Source organism: Sphingopyxis sp. 550B, assembly GCF_057401805.1.
In genome coordinates this window covers 1,754,503-1,774,989 of sequence record NZ_CM171610.1, presented here as the reverse complement: position 1 = coordinate 1,774,989, position 20,487 = coordinate 1,754,503, and the positions used below count along the sequence as shown (strand labels likewise).

Here is a 20,487-nt window from a genome sequence, read left to right as displayed (position 1 = left end):
TTTCCCGCTGACAAGCCTGTCAGTTCGATCAGGGATAGGCGGGCGTCTTCGGCATCCCGGGCAGCGGGATATATTCCTCGTTGTCGCCGGGGACGAGCGGGAATTTGCGATCCTTCCAGTCGTGCTTGGCCTCGTTGATCCGGTCGCGCGACGAGCTGACGAAATTCCACCACAGGTGCCGCGGCGTCGTGAAGGCCTCGCCGCCGAGCAGCATCACCCGCGCATCGCTCGCCGCGCGCAGCGTCATCGCCTCGCCGGGCTTCAGGATATAGAGGCTGTAGCGATCGAGCGTCTCGCCATCGAGGCTCGCATCGCCCAGCGCGACGACCACCGCGCGCTCGTCGGCCTCCGCCTCGATCGGGATCGCCGCCCCCGCCTTCATCGCGATGTCGGCATAGATGGTCGCGGCATGCTGGGTGATCGGCGAGCTTGCGCCCCACAGGCTGCCCATGATGACGCGCGCCGATACCTGCCCGTCGTCGATCAGCGGCAGATCTTCCTGCGCGGCATGCTCGAACGCCGGGTCGATCTCCTCCTTGCCGTCGGGCAGCGCGAGCCACGTCTGCATGCCGGAGATCGCCGATCCGGTCGCGCGCTCGGCCGCCGGGGTGCGCTCCGAATGGACGATGCCGCGTCCGGCGGTCATCAGGTTGCAGGCGCCCGGACGGATCGTCGCATAGGTGCCCAGGCTGTCGCGATGATCGATCGCGCCCTCGAACAGATAGGTGACGGTCGCCAGGTTGATGTGCGGGTGCGGCCGCACGTCCATTCCCTTGCCGATGTCGAAATGCGCCGGGCCGAACTGATCGACGAAGATGAAAGGGCCGACCATCGTCCGCGCCTTGTCGGGCAGGGTCCGCCGCACGTCGAAGGCGCCGATGTCGTGCGTCGAGGGCGTGATCACCTGCATCGTCATTCTCCCGGCGCGGTCGCCCTGATCGCCAGCGCATGGACGCGCTGCCCCGGCAGGTCGCCCAGCGCCTTGTTGACCGTCCGCTGGCGCGCGACGCGGTTCTGGCCCGCAAAGCCCGCCCATTCGATGCTCAGGCTGAAATGCGACTCGCCCGATCCATCGTCGCCGACATGACCATGATGCTTCGCGCTGTCGTTGCTGAGGATGAAATCGGCGTCGGGGAAAGCGGCGCGTAGCCGCTCCTCGATTTCGCGTTGGACTGGACCTTTTTGCGTCATGCCCCCATGTTGGGCGCGGACGTTCCCTATGACAAGCCCCCGCCCCAACCGATTCCACGGCCGCGTGCCCCGCGAGGCGCAATGCGAAGCGCCCGGCTGCACCGAGCCCGGCGAGTTCCGCGCCCCCGTCACCGGCCACCGCTCGCCCGACGGGCCGCCGCCGTGGCGCTGGCTGTGCCTCGACCATGTGCGCGAATTCAACGCCGGCTATAATTTCTTCGACGGAATGAACGCCGAGCAGATCCTGGCCGCGCAGTCGCCGACCGCGGGCTGGGAGACCGAGAGCCGCGCCTTCCGCGCCGCCGGCAGCGCCGACCTGCCGCCGCGCTGGGCCGATTTCCGCGATCCGATCGACGCGTTAGGCGCGCGCTTCCGCCAGCGGATGGACGAGGCGCGGCGGCAGGCCGCCGACCCGCGCTTCACCCGCGACGAGCATCGCGCGCTGGCGATGATGGGCCTGCCCGCCGACGCCGGGCGCGCCGCGCTCCGCCGCCGCTACAGCGAACTGGTCCGCCGCTATCACCCCGACCGCAACGGCGGCGACCGCAGCCACGAGACGCGGCTCAGCGAAGTGGTCGCGGCCTACCAGCTGCTGCGAAAGAACGCGGCCTTCGCATAGGGAGAGGATGGATGAGCGACCTCGACGAACGGCGGATCGAAACCGTGAAGCGCCACATGGCGCTGGAGATCGCGCAGGATTGGGACGGCGTCCTCGCGACCTTCGACCACCCGCGCTACGAACTGCTCGGCCCCGGCACCGTCTTCGACGGCGAGGCGGCGGTGCGCTCCTATTTCGCCTCGTCCCGCGAACCCTTCCCCGACCAGGCGAACGAGATCATCGCGATCGCCGCCGACGCCGCGACCGACACGGTGCTCGTCGAATTCTGGCTGACCGACACCCATCTCGGCCCGCTGCGCCTCGGCCTGCGCACCGTCGAGCCGACCGGCAAGGCGTTCCGCATCCGCATGGCGGCAAGCTTCGAATTCGCGCCCGGCAGCGACCGGATCGTCTGCGAACGGCCCTATTACGACCAATCCGCGGTGATGAAGGCGCTCGACCTGTTCTGAATAAGGCGTTGCAAGCCGCAACCCATGGCGATACCGCGACGGCGTAGCGCCGCCGGCGGCGACTCTCCCTCTTTGCCCTGCTGGACATTTGCCATGACCGATATTCCGAACAGCCTCCCCGATCATCACGGTTCGACGCTTCTCGCGGCGCCCGATACCGAGATCGACGCGCGCGAGGTCTTCGGCGTGGATATCGACATGAAGGTGCCCGCGTTCAGCGAGGCCGATGAGCGCGTGCCCGACCTCGACCCCGCCTATGTCTTCGACGGTGACACCACCCTCGCGATTCTCGCGGGCTTCAAATACAACCGCCGCGTGATGGTGCAGGGCTACCACGGCACCGGCAAGTCGACGCATATCGAGCAGATCGCGGCGCGGCTGAAATGGCCGTGCATCCGCGTCAACCTCGACGCGCACATCAGCCGCATCGACCTCGTCGGCCGCGACGCGATCGTGCTGCGCGACGGCCAGCAGGTCACCGAGTTCCGCGAAGGGCTGCTGCCCTGGGCGCTGCAAACGCCGACCGCGCTGGTCTTCGACGAATATGACGCCGGGCGCCCCGACGTGATGTTCGTGATCCAGCGCGTGCTGGAGACGGAGGGCAAGCTGACGCTGCTCGACCAGAATCGCGTGATCCGCCCGAACCCGCACTTCCGCCTGTTCTCGACTGCGAACACAGTCGGACTCGGCGACACCAGCGGGCTCTATCACGGTACGCAGCAGATCAACCAGGGGCAGATGGACCGCTGGAACATCGTCGTCACGCTCAACTATCTGCCCGCCGCGACCGAAAGCGCCATCATCCTCGCAAAGGTGCCGACCGCCGACGACGCGACCGTCGCCAACATGGTCAAGGTCGCCGACCTGACGCGCCAGGGCTTCATGGCCGGCGACATCTCGACCGTCATGTCGCCGCGCACGGTGATCAGCTGGGCGCAGAACACCGCCATCTTCAACAGCCTCGGCTTCGCCTTCCGCCTCTCCTTCCTCAACAAGTGCGACGAGGCGGAGCGGATGATCGTCGCCGAATATTATCAGCGCGTGTTCGGCGAGGACCTGCCCGAGAGCGTGGTCGGCAAGTAAAGCGGGAGCGACCTCCCGCTATTGCAGCACCGTTTCGGCATCGACCAGCCGGACGTCGTGCATCCGGTGGAGATAAGCCTCGAAATAGCCCTTGTGCGAGGCGCCGACGATCGACAGCGTCCGCGACCCCGGCTGCGCCGCGATCGCCGCGCGGATGTTGGCGACCATGCGCAGGTTGCGCGCCTCCCACCAGCCGACATAGCGCCGGCCATAGCCCTCCGGCGAGGGATCGGCGAGCGCGGCGCCGAAATCGCTGTCGAAGGCGACCTGCGCCGTTTCCGGTCGGTTATAGTCGCGATAGAGCGCCAGCACGCCCTCGTCGTCGAGCCGGGCCGTCAGCGCATCGTCCCGCGCCTTGCGCCGCTCGGCCACGGGATTGTTCCAGGCGCGGCGCATCGCCGCCTCGAAACCCGGATCATTGTCGAGCGACGCATTGATCGCGTCGGAACTGTGATCGTCCGCCGCATGGACCCGCTCGAGCCCGAGCCGCGCCGCGAGCGCCGCCGCGATCAGATAATCCTCGTTGCGCCGCGTCGTCAGCGCCGTGAGTTCGGACGCCAGGGCTTCGTCCAGCCCGTCGCCGGCCCGCCGCTCGGCGGCCGGCAGGCGCAGCCACTGGACCAGCGCCGACGCCGGCTCGCCGCCCGCGAGGAACAGCGCCGCCAGATGGCGCCGGTCGGCCGGCTGCGGCTGCGCGGGCCAGGCGGCGAGCCGCCGGTCGGCCTCGGCCGTCGCCGCGGCCATGTCGAGCCCCAGCGCCTTCTGCGCCGGGCCCGGATCGCGGCAATAGGAGTCGTAGGTTCCCGGATAGCGCGCCTTGTAGTGCAGCATCATCTCGCATTCGGGGCCCGACACCGCCTCGATGGTGATGATATCGGGCTTCCACGCCGCGAGCCGCGCCAGCAGCGGTTCGAGATGCGCGGGATCGAAATCGGCGGGCAAGCCCGAAAGATGCGGCGTACCGAGCACGACGACGAGGTTCGGCGGCCCCGCGACCTGGCTCTTGAGCGCGGCCGGATCGAAAGCCGGAACATAGGGGACCTCCGCCCCCGCGGCGAGCAACAGGGCCAGCATTGCGGACATCGGCTTCTCTCCTGCATCAGAACTACCCCTCGATAGACGAAGTGTATTATTCAATCAATACACATTGCGCCGACCGATTTCGGCTTTCCAAGCCGCGCCGCCTCTGCCAGCGTCCCGCGATGCGCCGACTTCGTGCGATCCGCGTTTTCCATCGCCGCCGTGCGCCGGCGCGCCGCCTGTCCGGCACCGCCGCCGCGTTCGCCGCGCTGGCGCTCGCCGGCTGCATCACGCCGGTCGATTACGGCAAGATCCGCCACGCCGCCTATGTCGCCGACCCGCGCTGCGATCCGAAGGCGGGCGCGCCGGTCGATGGCGAGGCGCTGCCGCTCTTCGTCGTCACCAGCCGCCTGCCCGACTGCCGGACGAGCGACCTTGCGCTGCTCGTTTATCGCGGCGACCGGGTGCGCCACGGCCGCTTCGCGGCGCCGCGCGAGGAAAAGGTCGACGGCAAGACGCGAACCCGCACTCCGCTCGCGCTGCAGGCGGAAGGCGACTGGTGGCGCGCGCTGCAGGCCGAGACCGATCGGCGCCAGGGGCGCGTGCTGCTCTATGTTCACGGTTACCGCGAAAGTTTCGAGACGACCGCCAGGGACGCGGCGCAGATCGCGCGCATGACCGGCTTCGACGGCCCGACGGTCGCCTATAGCTGGCCGTCGCAGCACGACGTGTTCGGCTACATGGTCGACGAGACCAACATGTATCACGACGTCCGCAACTTTCGCGATTTTCTGAAGGCGCTCGCCGAGCAACCATGGGTGAAGGAGATCGTGATCGTCTCGCACTCGCTCGGCGCGCGGCTGGTCGTTCCCGCCATCGCCTATGTCGACCGCGCCGCGCCGAGCGCCGACAGCCGCAACATCTCGAACATCATCCTCGCCTCGCCCGACATCGATCGCGAAACCTTCGAACGTGACATCGCCGACGGCGCGCTCACGCCAGCCAAGGTCGCCCGCGACCGGCATATCACTATCTATGTCTCGCTGCGCGACAAGGCGCTCGCCGCCTCGCGCGCGCTGCACGGCTATCCCCGGCTCGGCTCGCCCTATTGCTTCGATCCGTTCGAGGCCGCCGACCTGAAGGCTCGCGGGCTTCCCGAACGCTGCTATCCCGTCGCGATCCCCGGCCTCACCGTCGTCGACACCACCGACGTGTCGCGCGGGTCGACCGGGCACAGCAATTTCCTGCGCAGCGGGGCCGCCTGCCGCGATTTCGTCGATGTCGTCGCGGGCCGGCGGACGCGCCCGGAGCGCATCGCGACGCATGTTTCGCATGTCTTCCGCTTGCTTCCCGACCCGGCAGCGCCCAAGAACGGCGACGACAGCATCTGCAACCGAATCCCCGATCCCGAAGCACCATGAGCCAATCCTCTCCCCTCGACGATTTCAAGACCGCGCTGTCGAGCGTCGCCCGCGCGGTGACGCGCGATCCGGAGGTCGAGGTCGGCTTCACCGCCGACGCGCCGGCACAGGTCGGCAAGGCGATCAAGGTCCCGACCCCGTCGCGCACGCTACCGCGCGACCAGGTCGCGGAGGCGCGCGGTTTCGCCGACGCCTATGCGCTGCGGATGAAGCACCACAACGAGCGGACGCACGCCGCGGCGCGTCCGGCCGAGCCGATCGCCGCCGCCGCCTTCGACGCGATGGAACGCGCGCGGGTCGAGGCGCTCGGCGCGCGCTCCATGGCGGGGATGCGCGCCAACCTGTCGGCCAGCCTCGCGATGCGGATGCGCTCCGATCCGATCAGCCGCGCGCAGAACCGCGACGACGTGCCGGTGTCGAGCGCGCTCGAACTGATGCTGCGCGAGGTGCTGACCGGCGAGCAGGCCCCGCACGGCACCGAGACCGGGCTGTCGCTGGTGCGCGAATGGATCGCCAAGGATGCCGGCGCCGACCTGACCGCGCTGTCGATGCTGCTCGACGACCAGGCCGCCTTTGCCGAGACCGCGCGGGTGGCGCTCCGCAACCTCGACCTCATCCACGGCGACGACCCGCTGGAGGACGGCAGCGAGGACGGCGGCGATCAGGAAGAGGCGGAGTCCGAGGCCGACGAAAGCCCGGACCAGCAGGACAGCGAAGAGGGCGGCAGCGGCGAAAGCCAGGTCGACGCGCGCGCCGAGATGGACGGCGACCAGGCCGACGACGGCGACAGCGATCCCGACGCGCAGGAGATGGAGGGCGACGGCGATCCCGAAATGGGCGGCGAAGGCGACGAGGGCATGCTGCCCGTCCGCCCCAACCGCCTGCCGACCGACGTCCCCGACTTCAACTATATCCGCTTCACCGAAAAGCATGACGAGATCATCGCGGCGACCGAACTGTGCGACGCCGACGAACTGACGCGGCTGCGCGCCTATCTCGACCAGCAGATGACGCATTTGCAGGGTGCGGTGACCAAGCTCGCCAACCGGCTCCAGCGCCGCCTGATGGCGCAGCAGAACCGCGCGTGGGATTTCGACCAGGAGGAAGGCCAGCTCGACGCCGCCCGCCTCGCCCGCGTCATCGTCTCGCCCGGCCATTCCTTGTCCTACAAGATCGAGCGCGACACCGATTTCCGCGACACCGTCGTCACGCTGCTGATCGACAACAGCGGCTCGATGCGCGGACGGCCGATCAGCATCGCGGCGATCAGCGCCGACATCCTCGCGCGCACGCTCGAACGCTGCGGCGTCAAGACCGAGATCCTCGGCTTCACCACGCGAACGTGGAAGGGCGGGCAGAGCCGCGAGGACTGGCTCGCCGCGGGCCGCCCGCCGCACCCCGGCCGCCTCAACGATCTGCGGCACATCATCTACAAGCCCGCCGACGAGCCCTATCGCCGCGCACGCAAGTCGCTGGGCCTGATGATGCGCGAGGGGCTGCTCAAGGAGAATATCGACGGCGAGGCGCTGATGTGGGCGCACAGCCGCATCGTCGCCCGGCCCGAGGAACGCCGCATCCTGATGGTGATCAGCGACGGCGCGCCGGTCGACGACAGCACCCTGTCGGTCAACCACGGCGCCTATCTCGACCAGCATCTGCGGCAGGTGATCGAATGGATCGAGAACCGCTCGCCGGTCGAACTCTGCGCGATCGGCATCGGCCACGATGTGACGCGCTATTACAGCCGCGCGGTGACGATCATGGACGCCGAACAGCTCGGCGGCACGATGGTCGAGCAACTGGCGGGGCTGTTCGACATCGACTGAGCATCACCCTTCCCCTCGATGAGGGGTTCGGTCGCCCCATATCAGTCGCGCGCGCCTACCGCCTTGGCCTTCCCGGCCAGCCCGACATCCCAGTGCGCGGCGAAGAATTGCTCGAGGACTTTCGCGGCCGCGTCGCCGAATCGCTTTCGGCTTTCCGCCGTATCGCGAACGCCCCTGAAAGGCGCCTCGATCTGCAGCCCGCAGATGCGGCCTTCGGGCGAATCGCTCCCCGAACCGCAGGCGTGGCGGCGGGTATTGGGGCCGCCGTTGAAATAGGACTGGCCCCCGGGGCTGGGATCGCTCGCGCTCGGAACCGCGGGAAAGCCCGCGTCCGCGAACAGAGTGCCGAGGCTCGCCGGTCCGCGAAGCAGGGTAGAAAGCGGCGTCTCCCCACCTTTGGCAAGGCTGCGGATGCTCGTCCTTTCGAGGGCGCTCGCGTCGCCGTCGATCGCCTCGTCCGAGCGGTCGAGCAGCCCCCCGGTGAGCAGATAGCCGAGTTCGAGCCGCTGCACCTTGTGCCCGTGCCCGTGGATGTCCATGAACCATCCGCGCTCGCTCGTCCGCAGGACTTCCTTCTTCGCGATATCGATGAAGGCGTGCCATTCCTTGTACGCCTGCTCGGCGTCGGCATTGCCGCAGGCGGCTTCCGCCGCCGACCGGTTGGCATCGAGCTTCTGTCGCGCCAGCCGATTGATGATCACGTGCGGATAGGTGCCGAACCGGTCGTGAAAGGACTGGCGCATCGCCTGCACCAGCTCGGCGGTGTTCCGGTCGGGTCCGACCACGGTGCGCGCGCCGCCACAGCGCTCCTTCGTCCGGTCGGGAATATCCTCCGGCAGCAGCGTGCCGCCGTGCGGAGCGACGAGGATCACCGGTGCATTGCCCGGCAGATATTCGATATAATGGCCGTAGGACTTGCCGACCTCGAACGCGGCAGCTTCCGAAGCCGAAGCGGACGGGACGGCGGCCCAGGCCAGCGCGAAGCCGGCGGCGCCCGCGACGGCCATCCGGATCGGCACGCCCCATGCCCTGCGAACCCGATCGATCATCTGCTCCCCCTCACTGCCTTGCAAACGCGATTTCGCCATCGCGCCATCCACCGGATAGTCGTGGACAGGGCAAGGCGGGGAAATGAAAAATCTATGAGACCGGTATAACCTCAAGGCGTATATCCATCAGACACGTAAGGTCACCGTTCCCCGGCGAAAGCCGGGGACCGCGCGGGGCAGCGCCACGCCATCTGGACCCCGGCTTTCGCCGGGGAACGGTGACCTGCCGAAGGGGATGATTGCCTAATCTTGATGGGAACACAGAACCGCTGTCCTAGATGCTTTGCCTCGCGCCCCGCGTGACAACCCTTCCCCCTCTCGTTACACATCCCCTCCGGCACAGCACGGACTCGCGATCGCAGGACGGGGCCGCTGGGCCATGATCCGCGCCGAGGTCGCCGGCGCAGGCTTGGGGCCGCACGATCGGTATGCGGCCCGATAAGGGGGCGACCGACCATGACCAAAGCATCCGACCTGTTCATCGCGTGCCTCGAGGAAGAGGGCGTCGAATATATCTTCGGCGTTCCGGGCGAGGAGAATCTCGACATGCTCGACAGCCTGTCGCGATCGAAGCAGATCAGGCTGATCCTGACCCGTCACGAACAGGGCGCGGGCTTCATGGCGGCGACCTATGGCCGCCACACCGGCCGGACCGGCGTCTGCATGGCGACGCTCGGCCCCGGCGCGACCAATTTCGTCACCGCCGCCGCCTATGCGCAACTGGGCGGCATGCCGATGCTGATGGTGACGGGGCAGAAGCCGATCAAGAAATCGAAGCAGGGTCGCTTCCAGATTCTCGACGTCGTCGGGATGATGAAGCCGATCACCAAATTCACTCATCAGCTCGCCAGCGCCGACAATATCCCGAGCCGGGTGCGCGAGGCCTTCCGGCTGGCCGAGGAGGAAAAGCCCGGCGCCGCCCATATCGAGTTTCCGGAGGATATCGCCGAAGAGGAAACCGCGTCGGTGCCGCTGAAGCGCAGCCATGTCCGCCGCCCCATCGCCGACGTCAAATCGGTGCGCGAGGCGGTGAAGGCGCTCGAGGCGGCGCGGGCGCCGGTGCTGGTGATCGGCGCAGGCGCCAACCGCACGATGACCGGCCGCATGCTGCTGCAATTCGTCGAAAAGACCGGAATCCCCTTCCTGACCACGCAGCTCGGCAAGGGGGTGATCGACGAGCGGCACCCGCGTTTCCTGGGCTGCGCGGCGCTGTCGGCGGGCGACTTCGTCCACCGCGCGGTCGAGGCGTCGGACTGCATCGTCAACATCGGTCACGACGTCATCGAAAAACCGCCCTTCTTCATGCAGCAGGGCGGACCGCGCGTCATCCACGTCTCGACCAGGACCGCAGAGGTCGATCCGGTCTATTTCCCCGATATCGAGGTGATCGGCGACATCGCCAACGCCATCTGGCAGATCAAGGAGGACATCGTCCCCAACGGCGGCTGGAACTTCGACCACATGCTCGCCTATCGGAAGGCCGATCTGGAGCATACGCGGTCGCTCGCCGCAGATGCGCGCTTCCCGATCTTTCCGCCGCATCTGGTGCAGCAGGTACGCGACGCGATGCCCGACGACGGCATCATCTGCCTCGACAACGGCGTCTACAAGATATGGTTCGCGCGCGGCTATACCGCCTATCGCCCCAACACGGTGCTGCTCGACAACGCACTCGCCTCGATGGGCGCGGGGCTGCCGAGCGCGATGATGTCGGCGATGCTCTATCCCGAACGCAAGGTGATGGCGATCTGCGGCGACGGCGGCTTCATGATGAACAGCCAGGAGATGGAGACCGCGGTGCGGCTGGGCCTCAACCTGACCGTGCTGATCCTCAACGACAGCGCCTATGGCATGATCCGCTGGAAACAGGCGAACATGGGGTTCGCCGACTTCGGCCTCACCTACAACAACCCCGATTTCGTCCAATATGCCGAAAGCTATGGCGCGAACGGCTATCGCGTCGAAAGTGCTGCGCATCTGAAGGAGCTGCTGGCGCATACGCGCGATACGCCGGGCGTCCACCTGATCGACTGCCCCGTCGACTATTCGGAGAACGACCAGATTTTGAACATCGACATCAAGCGGCTGTCGAAGGAGTTGTAACTACTTTCTGTCATCCCCGCGAAAGCGGGGACCCAGAGGCATGATGGAACGGATTTATCACGTCTATATCCTTGCCAGCGGACGGAACGGCACGCTTTACATCGGCGTGACCGGGGATCTGGCCCAACGATGCTGGCAGCATCGGAACGGCGAAGGCTCGAAATTTACGGCGAAATATGGTGTAGAGCGTTTGGTATACGCGGAAGCCTTCGCCGATGTAAACGAAGCCATCGCCCGCGAAAAAGCGATCAAGAAATGGCGTCGGGCGTGGAAACTGGAATTGATCGAGCGCGACAATCCGCAATGGCTCGACCTATATGAAAGGCTCAACGGCTGATGGCCCGGCCCCTGGATCCCCGCTTTCGCGGGGATGACGGCGTTGGGGAAGGTTGAGAGTGTTGGAGAATGATTGTGAAACTCAAGGACGTCTACCCCCTCTACCTCAACAACAAGGCGGCGCAGCCGAACACCGACCTCGCCGTTACCGACAAGTTCACCGGCGAGGTCGCCTTCCGCACCGCGCTCGCGACCCCCGACGTGATCGACGAGGCGATTGCCGGTGCGGTGCGCGCCGCGGCGCCGATGGCGAAGCTCGCGAGTTTCGAGAAGCAGGACGTCCTCAATCACTGCGTGGCGCGCTTCCGCGAGCGCTTCGACGAACTCGCCTATGCGCTGTGCGTCGAGGCGGGCAAGCCGATCGCCGATGCCGAGGGCGAGGTCGGCCGCCTGATCGACACCTTCCGCATCGCCGCCGAGGAAGCGGTGCGCAATTACGGCGAGATCCAGCCGCTCGACATCTCGCCGCGCTCGAAGGGCTATATGGGGATGTGGAGGCGCGTGCCGATCGGCCCGTGCAGCTTCATCTCGCCGTTCAACTTCCCGCTCAACCTCGCCGCGCACAAGATCGCGCCGGCGATCGCGGTCGGCTGTCCCTTCGTGATGAAGCCCGCGTCGATGACCCCGCTCGGCGCGATCATCATCGGCGAGGTGCTCGCCGAATGCGACATCCTTCCCGAGGGCGCGTTCAGCATCCTGCCCGCGAGCCGCGACGGCGCCGACCTGTTCACCAGCGACGACCGGCTGAAGCTGCTGTCCTTCACCGGCTCGCCCGGCGTCGGCTGGGACCTGAAGGCGAAGGCGGGGAAAAAGAAGGTCATCCTCGAACTCGGCGGCAACGCCGCGGTGATCGTCGACAAGGACGCCGACCTCGACCATGCGCTCGCGCGGATCATCTTCGGCGCCTTCTACCAGTCGGGCCAGTCGTGCATCGGGGTGCAGCGGATATTGATCCACGCCGACGTCTACGACCGCTTCCGCGAGATGCTGGTCGAAAAGACGAAGACGCTCGTCTCCGGCGACCCCAAGGACCGCGACACGTTCATCGGCCCGATGATCTCCGAAAAGGAAGCGGCGCGGCTCGGCGGCTGGATCGAGGATGCGGTCGCGGGCGGCGCGACGCTGCTGACCGGCGGCCGGCGCGACGGCGCGATGCTGGAGGCGACCCTGCTGGAGAATGTCGACCGCAAGGCCGATGCCTATCGCGAGGAGGCGTTCGGCCCGCTCGCCATCCTGTCGAAATTCACCGACTGGGACGACGCGCTGGCAGAGGTCAACGACAGCAAGTTCGGCCTTCAGGCGGGCCTCTTCACGCGCGACCTGCACAAGGTGCTGGCGGCGTGGGACGACCTCGATGTCGGCGGCATCGTCGTCAACGACGTGTCGAGCTATCGCGTCGACAACATGCCCTATGGCGGGGTGAAGGATTCGGGGCTGGGCCGCGAAGGCATCAGATTCGCGATGGAAGATATGACCGAAATCCGGAACATGGTGATCCGGCGCGCGTGAGCGCTTGTCACCGGACCGTCGCCAGACCGTCACCGAACCGTCTTCGCTTCGATTCGCAGGGTGTAACAAAAGCCGTGTCTAGGCCGTGGGCAGCCAAGGCTGCTTACGGAGTGCGACATGGCTTCTATCTCGACCCTGCCCATCCCGGCGCGTTTCGCCGATCCCTTCGCCGCCGAACCGCACGTGCCCGAATGCGTCGTCGGCGAACGGCGCAGCTACCGCACCGTGTGGATCAGCGACATCCACCTCGGCACCCGCGGGTGCAATGCGGCGCTGCTGATCGACTTCTTCGACCATGTCGATTGCGAGACACTCTACCTCGTCGGCGACATCATCGACGGCTGGCGGCTCAAGAAACGCCATTTCTGGCCGCCCGAGCATAACGACGTCGTCTGGCGCGTGCTCAAGCGCGCCAAGCGCGGCACGCGCGTCGTCTATGTCCCGGGCAACCATGACGAGATGGTCAAGCCCTTCGACGGCTTCGATTTCGGCGGGGTCGAAATCCGGCGCGAGGCGGTGCACGAGACCGCCGACGGGCGCCGCCTGCTGGTCGTCCACGGCGACGAGTTCGACGCGGTGATGCTCGCGCACCGCTGGCTCGCCTTCGTCGGCGATGCCGCCTACACCGCGCTGATGAAGGCGAATGTGGTGGTCAACGCCATCCGCAGCCGCATGGGCCTGCCCTATTGGTCGCTGTCGCTCGTCGCCAAGCACAAGGTCAAGAACGCCGTCCAGTTCATCGGCCGCTACGAGGAAGTCGTCGCCCACGCCGCCCGCTCGCGCGGCGTCGACGGCGTCGTCTGCGGCCATATCCACAGCGCGGAGATGCGGGCGATCGACGGCGTCGACTACTACAACGACGGTGACTGGGTCGAAGGCTGCACCGCGCTGGTCGAACATGCCGACGGCCGCATGGAGATCGTGCGCTGGGCCGAGGAAGTTGCGGCGCGCTCAGCCCCGACGCCGCTCGAACAGCCCGCATCGGCACGCGCTGCATGAGGATCGTCATCGTCACCGACGCCTGGGAACCGCAGGTCAACGGCGTCGTCCGCACGCTTCAGGCGACGATCGCCGAATTGCGCGCGCAGGGGCATACGGTCGAGGTGATCTCGCCCGACCTGTTCCGCTCGATTCCCTGCCCCACCTATGGCGAAATCCGCCTCGCTCTTGCGGGCAAGCGCGCGGTCGGGCGGCGTATCCGCGCCCTCGCCCCCCAGGCGATCCATATCTCGACCGAAGGCCCGCTCGGGCTCGCGGCGCGGCGCTGGTGCCTCGACCATGATTTTCCCTTCACCACCGCCTATCACACGCGTTTTCCGGAGTATGTCGCGGCGCGCCTGCCCGTGTCGCCCGGCCGTGTCTGGCGCTTCATCTACTGGTTCCACCGCCCCGCCCGGCACATCATGGTCGCGACGCGCTCGTTGCAGCGCGAACTGGCCGCGCACGGCCTCGACCGGACGATGCTGTGGGAGCGCGGCGTCGACCCGCGCCTATTCCGCCCCGATCGCGCGCCCCACCCCCTCTTCGCCGGCATCGCGCGTCCGATCCAGCTTTACGTCGGCCGCGTCGCGGTCGAAAAGAACATCGCGGCGTTCCTCGCCACCACGCAGCCGGGGACCAGGGTCGTCGTCGGCGACGGTCCGGCGTTCGCCGACCTGCGGATGCGCCACCCCGAAGCGGTGTTTCTCGGCAAGCTCAGCGGCGAAGCGCTGGCGTCGGCCTATGCCGGCGCGGACGTCTTCGTCTTCCCCAGCCGGACGGACACGTTCGGCCTCGTCGTTATCGAAGCGCTGGCGTGCGGAACGCCCGTCGCGGCCTATCCGGTGCCGGGACCGGGCGACATCGTCCGCGACGGTGCGGGCGCCCTCGACGAAGACCTGAATGCCGCCATCTCGCGCGCGCTGACCTGCCGCCGCGAAGACGCCGCAGCCCTCGGCGCACGCTATGGCTGGACAAGCTGCACGGCGCAGTTCCTGAAAGCCTTGACCTTCATTCCGCGAGATCCGGAGCCCGGCGCGCTCGCCGCGCCCGGCCTCGCGGCCTAGGAACACCTAGGGACAGGCCCCTAGAATGCCTTGCGCCATTGCAGCTCGATATAGCGGCCGAGCGGGTCGATGTAGCCCGGCTGATAGTTCAGCGGCACCACTCCGCTTCCATCGGTGATCCGCCGCTGCGCGTCGAACAGATTGTCGACCGACAACCGCACGCGCGAATTCTTGAGGAAAGGCAGACTCCCGGTCAGCTTCGGCATCTGGTTGAAATCGGCGAAGACGCGCAGGTTGAAGGTCGCCAGATCGTGGAAATCGAGGTTGCCGTTCGCACCGCCGACGATGGTGCTGCCGCTGTCGTATTTGGCGCTGACCCGCGCGCCGAAGCCCTTGTAGAAGACGCCGCCGTCGAGTTCGAGCAGGTGCCGGTTGCTGCCGCCGCCGTTGCCGGTCGCCGAACCGCCGAGCAGGTCGAGTTCGGGCACGCCCGGCCCGATCAGCACTTTGTCGGTGAGCTTGACGGTGTGATAGAGCGAGATGTTCCAGCGCCCGCCCTGCGGCCGCCCCCGAACATGCCGCCCGGTCCGCGCGCGCCGCCGCCGGGCCGGCCGAAGCCGCGCCCGCCCGCGGACGGCGGCGGACCGCCTTCGCCCCGGGACGCCGCGCTGCCGTCGGGCGGCGGCGGCGCATCGGCCCCGTCCGCACCGCGGCGTCCGCCGGCCCGGCCGCCGCCGCCTTCGCTCGCGGCCGCTTCCTTCTGCCCGAAGCTCGCGCCATAGTTGATCCCCCAGCGGATCTGCGAATTGGTCGCGCGATCGAAATTGACCGGCCGCTGGTCGAGCGCGATCAGCGTGCCGCTGCCGTCGCGGACCACGCGGCCGGGGAACGCCGCCTCGATCTCCGGCGTCAGCAGCGGGAAACTGTTCGCGGTGTCGAGGCTGCGGTTGCGGTTATAGTCGATCGAGAAGCGCAGCCCGTCGACCATCGGCACATTCCAGTTGAGCCCGAGCTTCAGGTCGCGGCGCTGCTCGGCGAGCAGGAACGGATTGCCGCCGGTGGTCGTCGTGATCTGCACCGTCTGGCCGGTCGCGAAGTCGTAATAGGTGACCGCGGGCGTCACCAGCGGCGCCGCGCCGAGCTGCGTCATACTGGGCGCCGCCTCGTCGCTCGCAAAGCTCGCGAGCAGCGACAGGTTGCCGGTCAGGCCCCAGTTGAGCGTCGCGCCCCAGCTCTTGAGCGCGGAAAAGTCGCTCGGCCGCTCGACCTCGGCGTTGAGGGTCAGCGACAGGCGGCCGAGCTTGCCGACCTCGTAATCGGGATCGAGCAGCGGCACGGTCAGCGACCCGAAGACGCTGGGGGTATCGCGCGCCAGATCGGTGACGGTGATCGTGCCGCCCCGTTCGGAACGGCTGTCGAAGCGCGATCCGGTGTAGCTGCCGGTGATCGAGGCGCGGATCGGCCCGGCCCAGCCGTCGATCACGCTGCCCGAGATATTGGCGTTGCCGCCGAAGCTCTGCTGGCTGCTGTCGAAGCGGTCGCTCGTGCTGCCGAGGCGATCGGTGAAGATGCGCTGGTCGGCATCGGAATAATTGCCGGTCGCCGACCAGCGCCAGTCGCCGAGCATGCCGTTGACACTCGCCGAGCTCGTCCAGTTCTGGGTGCGGCTGTCGCGGCGCAGCGGATCGCCCGCACCGCCGGCACCGGGGCCGAGCAGGCTGAGGCTGTCGGTCTGGTCGAAGCGCAGGCTGACCGACGCCTCGGTCACCTTGTCGATGCCGCGCACCAGCGTGCCGTCGATGACATAGGTGTCGCTGGCGGGCGACAGGCTGCGCGCCTCGGCGTCAGCGGCGCTGCCGGTGACCGGGATCAGGTCGCGGTCGCTTTCGCGCAGCATCGTCTGATGCTCCCAACTCGCGTTGAGGTTGAGCCGGCCATTGTTGCCGATCGCCATGAAGGCGGGTTCGAGCTCGCTCTTGAACTGCCCGCCCTGCGTCGGGATACCCGCCTCCGCTTCCGCCGAAATCTGGCGGAAATCGGACTTGAGCACGAAATTGACGACGCGCTCGGTCGCGGCATAGCCATATTGCAGCGCGACCTGTTCGGGAAACACCTCGACCTTGGCGATGGCCTCCGGCGGGATGTTGCGGACCGCGCCGAAGCCGGAGATGCGCCGCCCGTTGACCAGGATCACCGGACGCCCGCCGCCGCGCCCGCGGCCCGACCGCGTCTGCGGTTCGAGCGCGTCGAGCAGTTCCGCGATCGACGACGCGCCATAGCTGGCGATATCGGCCTCATCGAGTTCGACCTCGGCCGCGAAATCGGTGTCGAGCTGCCCCGCCAGCCGCGGCGCGGTGACGACGATCTCGTCCTCATAGTCGTCGCCGAAATCGGAATCCGACTGCACCGAAACGGTATCGACGGGCTGGTCATCGACCGCCAGCGCGGGCGTCGCGGCTAGCGCCGTCGCCGCAAGCAGGGCCGAGCGGAGAGAGAGAGAAGGGCTTTTCATCGGGAGAGGCGCTTTCCGTTATCCGTATATCTTGTCTTGGTTTTTTCCTAGCAGCGGCGACTGAACACGCCCTGACGAGGATTGGCACCGCGCGTTCATCTGGTCACAATTTGTCGCAACAATATGGCAGGGCATGCGAAGGGGGCGGTTTGCTTGTGGGCCGGCCCGGGCACGATGGCACGGCGACGGCTGGACAGCGAGGGCGCGCCTCTCTATCGGCCAGCCATGCAGACTCCAGCTCCCTCCGAATCCATCCTGATCGTCGACTTCGGCAGCCAGGTGACGCAGTTGATCGCGCGGCGCGTCCGCGAGGCCGGCGTCTATAGCGAGATCGTGCCGTTCGGCAGCGCCGAGGCCGCGCTCCAGCGCATGCAGCCGAAGGGCGTGATCCTGTCGGGCTCGCCCGCTTCGGTGCCCGCGGCGGGCAGCCCGCGCGCGCCGCAGGCGGTGTTCGACAGCGGCCTGCCGATCCTCGGCATCTGCTACGGCCAGCAGGTGATGAGCCAGCAGCTCGGCGGACAGGTCGAACCGGGGGGCAGCGATGGGACGCGCGACGGCGAGTTCGGCCGCGCCTTCCTGACCGTCACCGAGCCCTGCGTGCTGTTCGACGGGCTATGGGAGGTCGGCGAGCGCCATCAGGTATGGATGAGCCACGGCGACCGCGTGACCGAGTTCGCGCCGGGTTTCCGCATCGTCGCTGTCAGCGACGGCGCGCCCTTCGCGCTGATCGCCGACGACGCGCGCCGCTATTACGGCACGCAGTTCCACCCCGAGGTCGTTCACACCCCCGACGGCGCGAAGCTGATCGCCAATTTCGTGCGCCACGTCTGCGGCTGCTCGGGCGACTGGACCATGGCCGAGTTCCGCGCGACCAAGATAGCCGAGATCCGCGCGCAGGTCGGCGACCAGCGCGTGCTGTGCGGCCTGTCGGGCGGCGTCGACAGCGCCGTCGCCGCGGTGCTGATCCACGAAGCGATCGGCGAGCAACTGACCTGCGTCTTCGTCGACCACGGCCTCCTCCGCCTCAACGAGCGCGAGCAGGTCGAAACGCTGTTCCGCGACCATTACAACATCCCGCTGGTGGTGGTGGATGCCGAGGCCCGCTTCATGGCCGGCCTCGCCGGCGTCACCGATCCCGAAAAGAAGCGCAAGTTCATCGGCGGCGAGTTCATCAACGTTTTCGAGGAAGAAGCGAAGAAGCTGGGAGGTGCCGACTTCCTGGCGCAGGGCACGCTCTATCCCGACGTGATCGAATCGGTGTCCTTCACCGGCGGGCCGAGCGTGACGATCAAGAGCCACCACAATGTCGGCGGACTGCCCGAACGCATGAACATGAAACTGGTCGAGCCGCTGCGCGAGCTGTTCAAGGACGAGGTCCGCCTGCTCGGCAAGGAACTCGGCCTGCCCGACATCTTCGTCGGCCGCCACCCCTTCCCCGGCCCCGGCTTGGCGATCCGCATCCCCGGCGAGGTGTCGAAGGAGCGCTGCGACATCCTGCGCAAGGCCGACGCCGTCTATCTGGAAGAGATTCGCGGCGCGGGCCTCTACGATGCGATCTGGCAGGCGTTCGCGGTGCTGCTGCCGGTCAAGACGGTCGGCGTGATGGGCGACGGGCGCACCTACGACCATGTCTGCGCGCTGCGCGCCGTGACCTCGACCGACGGCATGACCGCCGATATCTATCCCTTCGACGCAAGTTTCCTGTCGCGCTGCGCGACGCGGATCATCAACGAGGTGGAGGGGATCAACCGGGTGGTGTACGACTATACCTCGAAGCCGCCGGGAACGATCGAGTGGGAATGATTCCGCGTCTGGCACAGCCAGGCACCTGATGGCATGAAATGCCGCTAAGCCCGCGTAATTGCGGGCTTTTTTTTGTTTGTGTTTGGCACGATCTGGCAACGGGAGGAAGCGCCAAGCACCGTTTGAGCATGGCATTAAAGCTGGTATTATGGTTTGGCGATGCCATGATTGATGCCGATACCATGCTGCGTTCTTTTGTGTGTTCATGGTATTAATATTCTATAAGTTACTGTTTCGTAAGAAAAAATACGATAAATTCGAGATTTTTTCAGCATGGTATCGGAGACGAAGAAGGACAAGGTACATGCTGACCGATACCAAGCTGCGCAATCTCAAGCCCAGGGACAAACTCTACAAAGTGAATGACCGGGAAGGTCTCTATGTGGCAGTGACTCCAGCCGGCTCCATCTCGTTCCGTTACAACTACTCAATCAACGGTCGGCAGGAGACCATCACCTTTGGGCGTTATGGTGTCGGTGGCATCACCCTGGCCGAAGCCCGCGAGCTGTTGGGTGACGCCAAGAAGATGGTTGCGGCGGGCAAGTCGCCGGCCAAGGAGAAAGCCCGAGACAAGGCGCGGGTGAAAGATGCAGAGACGTTCGGTGCCTGGGCGGAGAAGTGGCTGCGTGGCTACCAGATGGCCGACTCCACCCGCGATATGCGCCGCTCGGTTTATGAGCGTGAGCTGAAGCCGAAATTCAGCAATCAGAAGCTGGTGGAGATCACCCACGAAGACTTGCGGGCGCTGGCTGATGCCATTGTTGAGCGAGGCGCACCGGCCACCGCCGTTCATGTGCGTGAAATCGTGTTGCAGGTATTTCGCTGGGCCATCGAGCGTGGGCAGAAGGTCGAAAACCCGGCAGAACTGGTGCGCCCAACAAGCATCGCTCGATTCGAGCCACGTGACCGAGCGTTGACGCCAGAAGAAATTGGGCTGATGTACCAGTACATGGAGCGAGTGGGCACAAGCCCAACAAACCGTGCGGCGGCCAAGCTGTTATTGCTGACGATGGTGCGCAAGAGCGAGCTGACCAATGCGACCTGGAGCGAGATCAATTTCAGCGAAGCGTTGTGGACGATTCCAAAGGAGCGGATGAAACGCCGTAACCCGCACCTGGTATTTCTGTCCCAGCAGGCTCTGGATATTTTCATTGCCATGAAAACCTTTGCCGGTGGTTCCGACTTCGTTTTGCCATCACGGTACGACTCGGATGCGCCGATGAGCGCTGCCACACTTAACCAGGTGCTGACGCTGACTTACAAGGCGGCGCAGAAAGATGGGAAGTCACTTACCAAGTTCGGACCGCATGATTTGCGGCGCACAGCCAGCACGCTGTTGCATGAGGCCGGCTACAACACCGACTGGATCGAGAAGTGCCTGGCGCACGAGCAGAAGGGCGTGAGGGCTGTCTACAACAAGGCTGAGTACCGCGAGCAGCGGGCGGCGATGTTGCAGGATTGGGCCGATATGATTGATGAGTGGACTTCGGGAGGCAGTAAGGGTTGATGTTTTTGCTATCTTTGATAGCATTGAAGTTGATGCCGTGAATTTATAAATAAGGCCGCCATTGGCATCGGGCA

General features: G+C 66.5%; 18 protein-coding genes. 12 read left to right on the top strand and 6 right to left on the bottom strand.

Features of this window, described 5'->3' with window-relative positions; genetic code table 11:
- Nucleotides 1-28 precede the first annotated feature (28 nt).
- Together AC2S9W_RS08260 and AC2S9W_RS08255 are read right to left on the bottom strand one after the other, a co-directional pair.
- Entirely contained in the window at nt 29-916 is an 888-nt protein-coding gene (locus AC2S9W_RS08260) for a pirin family protein (protein WP_486571867.1), read from the bottom strand.
- Complete coding sequence (locus tag AC2S9W_RS08255; protein WP_486571866.1) at nt 913-1,191, bottom strand: BolA family protein; 279 nt, start codon at nt 1,189-1,191, stop codon at nt 913-915. The genes AC2S9W_RS08260 and AC2S9W_RS08255 overlap by 4 nt, the downstream gene beginning before the upstream one ends.
- A gap of 28 nt (nt 1,192-1,219) precedes the next feature.
- Here AC2S9W_RS08255 and AC2S9W_RS08250 point away from each other — a divergent pair, with 28 nt between their 5' ends.
- The 3 genes from AC2S9W_RS08250 to cobS all read left to right on the top strand — a co-directional run bounded on the left by AC2S9W_RS08250 (nt 1,220) and on the right by cobS (nt 3,342).
- Nucleotides 1,220-1,810, top strand: coding sequence for a DnaJ domain-containing protein (locus tag AC2S9W_RS08250; RefSeq protein WP_486571865.1), 591 nt, complete (start codon nt 1,220-1,222; stop codon nt 1,808-1,810).
- Nucleotides 1,811-1,821: 11 nt separating this feature from the next.
- On the top strand, nt 1,822-2,259 hold the full coding sequence (locus AC2S9W_RS08245) for a nuclear transport factor 2 family protein (RefSeq protein ID WP_486571864.1): 438 nt from the start codon (nt 1,822-1,824) through the stop codon (nt 2,257-2,259).
- A 93-nt stretch (nt 2,260-2,352) separates the two neighbouring features.
- Nucleotides 2,353-3,342, top strand: a complete 990-nt coding sequence (gene cobS, locus AC2S9W_RS08240; RefSeq protein ID WP_067111248.1) for a cobaltochelatase subunit CobS — start codon at nt 2,353-2,355, stop codon at nt 3,340-3,342.
- Nucleotides 3,343-3,360: 18 nt separating this feature from the next.
- Here cobS and AC2S9W_RS08235 read toward each other — a convergent pair whose 3' ends face one another.
- Nucleotides 3,361-4,425 carry a DUF5694 domain-containing protein gene (locus tag AC2S9W_RS08235; protein ID WP_486571863.1) on the bottom strand — a complete coding sequence of 355 codons (1,065 nt, stop codon included), beginning with the start codon at nt 4,423-4,425 and terminating at the stop codon, nt 3,361-3,363.
- 119 nt (nt 4,426-4,544) lie between these two features.
- On the opposite strand from AC2S9W_RS08235, the gene AC2S9W_RS08230 reads away from it, so the two are divergent.
- Together AC2S9W_RS08230 and cobT are read left to right on the top strand one after the other, a co-directional pair.
- The gene (locus AC2S9W_RS08230) at nt 4,545-5,783 is read left to right on the top strand and encodes an alpha/beta hydrolase (protein ID WP_424537885.1); all 1,239 of its coding nucleotides are present in this window, start codon (nt 4,545-4,547) and stop codon (nt 5,781-5,783) included.
- Nucleotides 5,780-7,609 (top strand): cobaltochelatase subunit CobT, encoded by a 1,830-nt coding sequence (cobT, locus tag AC2S9W_RS08225; RefSeq protein WP_486571862.1) that lies wholly within the window; start codon nt 5,780-5,782, stop codon nt 7,607-7,609. The genes AC2S9W_RS08230 and cobT overlap by 4 nt, the downstream gene beginning before the upstream one ends.
- A 41-nt stretch (nt 7,610-7,650) precedes the next feature.
- Here cobT and AC2S9W_RS08220 read toward each other — a convergent pair whose 3' ends face one another.
- Nucleotides 7,651-8,658 carry a hypothetical protein gene (locus AC2S9W_RS08220; RefSeq protein ID WP_486571861.1) on the bottom strand — a complete coding sequence of 336 codons (1,008 nt, stop codon included), beginning with the start codon at nt 8,656-8,658 and terminating at the stop codon, nt 7,651-7,653.
- 456 nt (nt 8,659-9,114) lie between these two features.
- Between AC2S9W_RS08220 and AC2S9W_RS08215 the strand changes: the two genes are divergently transcribed.
- The 5 genes from AC2S9W_RS08215 (at nt 9,115) to AC2S9W_RS08195 (ending at nt 14,651) form a co-directional block, all read left to right on the top strand.
- The gene (locus AC2S9W_RS08215) at nt 9,115-10,761 is read left to right on the top strand and encodes an acetolactate synthase large subunit (RefSeq protein ID WP_486571860.1); all 1,647 of its coding nucleotides are present in this window, start codon (nt 9,115-9,117) and stop codon (nt 10,759-10,761) included.
- Between the two features lie 40 nt (nt 10,762-10,801).
- Nucleotides 10,802-11,098, top strand: coding sequence for a GIY-YIG nuclease family protein (locus tag AC2S9W_RS08210; protein WP_486571859.1), 297 nt, complete (start codon nt 10,802-10,804; stop codon nt 11,096-11,098).
- A 68-nt stretch (nt 11,099-11,166) separates the two neighbouring features.
- Nucleotides 11,167-12,606, top strand: a complete 1,440-nt coding sequence (locus AC2S9W_RS08205) for an aldehyde dehydrogenase family protein (protein ID WP_486571858.1) — start codon at nt 11,167-11,169, stop codon at nt 12,604-12,606.
- A 117-nt stretch (nt 12,607-12,723) separates the two neighbouring features.
- Nucleotides 12,724-13,605 carry a UDP-2,3-diacylglucosamine diphosphatase gene (locus tag AC2S9W_RS08200; RefSeq protein WP_076074400.1) on the top strand — a complete coding sequence of 294 codons (882 nt, stop codon included), beginning with the start codon at nt 12,724-12,726 and terminating at the stop codon, nt 13,603-13,605.
- A complete protein-coding gene (locus tag AC2S9W_RS08195; RefSeq protein ID WP_486571857.1) occupies nt 13,602-14,651 on the top strand; it encodes a glycosyltransferase family 4 protein in 1,050 nt (349 codons plus the stop codon). Before AC2S9W_RS08200 ends, AC2S9W_RS08195 begins: the two co-directional genes overlap by 4 nt.
- Nucleotides 14,652-14,671: 20 nt before the next feature.
- Here AC2S9W_RS08195 and AC2S9W_RS08190 read toward each other — a convergent pair whose 3' ends face one another.
- Nucleotides 14,672-15,097 carry a hypothetical protein gene (locus tag AC2S9W_RS08190; RefSeq protein WP_486571856.1) on the bottom strand — a complete coding sequence of 142 codons (426 nt, stop codon included), beginning with the start codon at nt 15,095-15,097 and terminating at the stop codon, nt 14,672-14,674.
- Nucleotides 15,091-17,103 carry a TonB-dependent receptor plug domain-containing protein gene (locus AC2S9W_RS08185; RefSeq protein WP_486571855.1) on the bottom strand — a complete coding sequence of 671 codons (2,013 nt, stop codon included), beginning with the start codon at nt 17,101-17,103 and terminating at the stop codon, nt 15,091-15,093. Before AC2S9W_RS08185 ends, AC2S9W_RS08190 begins: the two co-directional genes overlap by 7 nt.
- 225 nt (nt 17,104-17,328) lie before the next feature.
- Here AC2S9W_RS08185 and guaA point away from each other — a divergent pair, with 225 nt between their 5' ends.
- Both guaA and AC2S9W_RS08175 read left to right on the top strand, forming a co-directional pair.
- Nucleotides 17,329-18,906 carry a glutamine-hydrolyzing GMP synthase gene (gene guaA / locus AC2S9W_RS08180; RefSeq protein ID WP_076074394.1) on the top strand — a complete coding sequence of 526 codons (1,578 nt, stop codon included), beginning with the start codon at nt 17,329-17,331 and terminating at the stop codon, nt 18,904-18,906.
- Nucleotides 18,907-19,210: 304 nt separating this feature from the next.
- Complete coding sequence (locus AC2S9W_RS08175; protein ID WP_000954590.1) at nt 19,211-20,413, top strand: tyrosine-type recombinase/integrase; 1,203 nt, start codon at nt 19,211-19,213, stop codon at nt 20,411-20,413.
- Nucleotides 20,414-20,487: the final 74 nt, after the last annotated feature.

Coding starts and splice junctions, on each gene's coding strand:
- AC2S9W_RS08260 (WP_486571867.1), bottom strand. CDS start 916: ATGACGATGCAGGTGATCACGCCCTCGACGCACGACATCGGCGCCTTC.
- AC2S9W_RS08255 (WP_486571866.1), bottom strand. CDS start 1,191: ATGACGCAAAAAGGTCCAGTCCAACGCGAAATCGAGGAGCGGCTACGC.
- AC2S9W_RS08250 (WP_486571865.1), top strand. CDS start 1,220: ATGACAAGCCCCCGCCCCAACCGATTCCACGGCCGCGTGCCCCGCGAG.
- AC2S9W_RS08245 (WP_486571864.1), top strand. CDS start 1,822: ATGAGCGACCTCGACGAACGGCGGATCGAAACCGTGAAGCGCCACATG.
- cobS (WP_067111248.1), top strand. CDS start 2,353: ATGACCGATATTCCGAACAGCCTCCCCGATCATCACGGTTCGACGCTT.
- AC2S9W_RS08235 (WP_486571863.1), bottom strand. CDS start 4,425: ATGTCCGCAATGCTGGCCCTGTTGCTCGCCGCGGGGGCGGAGGTCCCC.
- AC2S9W_RS08230 (WP_424537885.1), top strand. CDS start 4,545: ATGCGCCGACTTCGTGCGATCCGCGTTTTCCATCGCCGCCGTGCGCCG.
- cobT (WP_486571862.1), top strand. CDS start 5,780: ATGAGCCAATCCTCTCCCCTCGACGATTTCAAGACCGCGCTGTCGAGC.
- AC2S9W_RS08220 (WP_486571861.1), bottom strand. CDS start 8,658: ATGATCGATCGGGTTCGCAGGGCATGGGGCGTGCCGATCCGGATGGCC.
- AC2S9W_RS08215 (WP_486571860.1), top strand. CDS start 9,115: ATGACCAAAGCATCCGACCTGTTCATCGCGTGCCTCGAGGAAGAGGGC.
- AC2S9W_RS08210 (WP_486571859.1), top strand. CDS start 10,802: ATGATGGAACGGATTTATCACGTCTATATCCTTGCCAGCGGACGGAAC.
- AC2S9W_RS08205 (WP_486571858.1), top strand. CDS start 11,167: ATGATTGTGAAACTCAAGGACGTCTACCCCCTCTACCTCAACAACAAG.
- AC2S9W_RS08200 (WP_076074400.1), top strand. CDS start 12,724: ATGGCTTCTATCTCGACCCTGCCCATCCCGGCGCGTTTCGCCGATCCC.
- AC2S9W_RS08195 (WP_486571857.1), top strand. CDS start 13,602: ATGAGGATCGTCATCGTCACCGACGCCTGGGAACCGCAGGTCAACGGC.
- AC2S9W_RS08185 (WP_486571855.1), bottom strand. CDS start 17,103: ATGAAAAGCCCTTCTCTCTCTCTCCGCTCGGCCCTGCTTGCGGCGACG.
- guaA (WP_076074394.1), top strand. CDS start 17,329: ATGCAGACTCCAGCTCCCTCCGAATCCATCCTGATCGTCGACTTCGGC.
- AC2S9W_RS08175 (WP_000954590.1), top strand. CDS start 19,211: ATGCTGACCGATACCAAGCTGCGCAATCTCAAGCCCAGGGACAAACTC.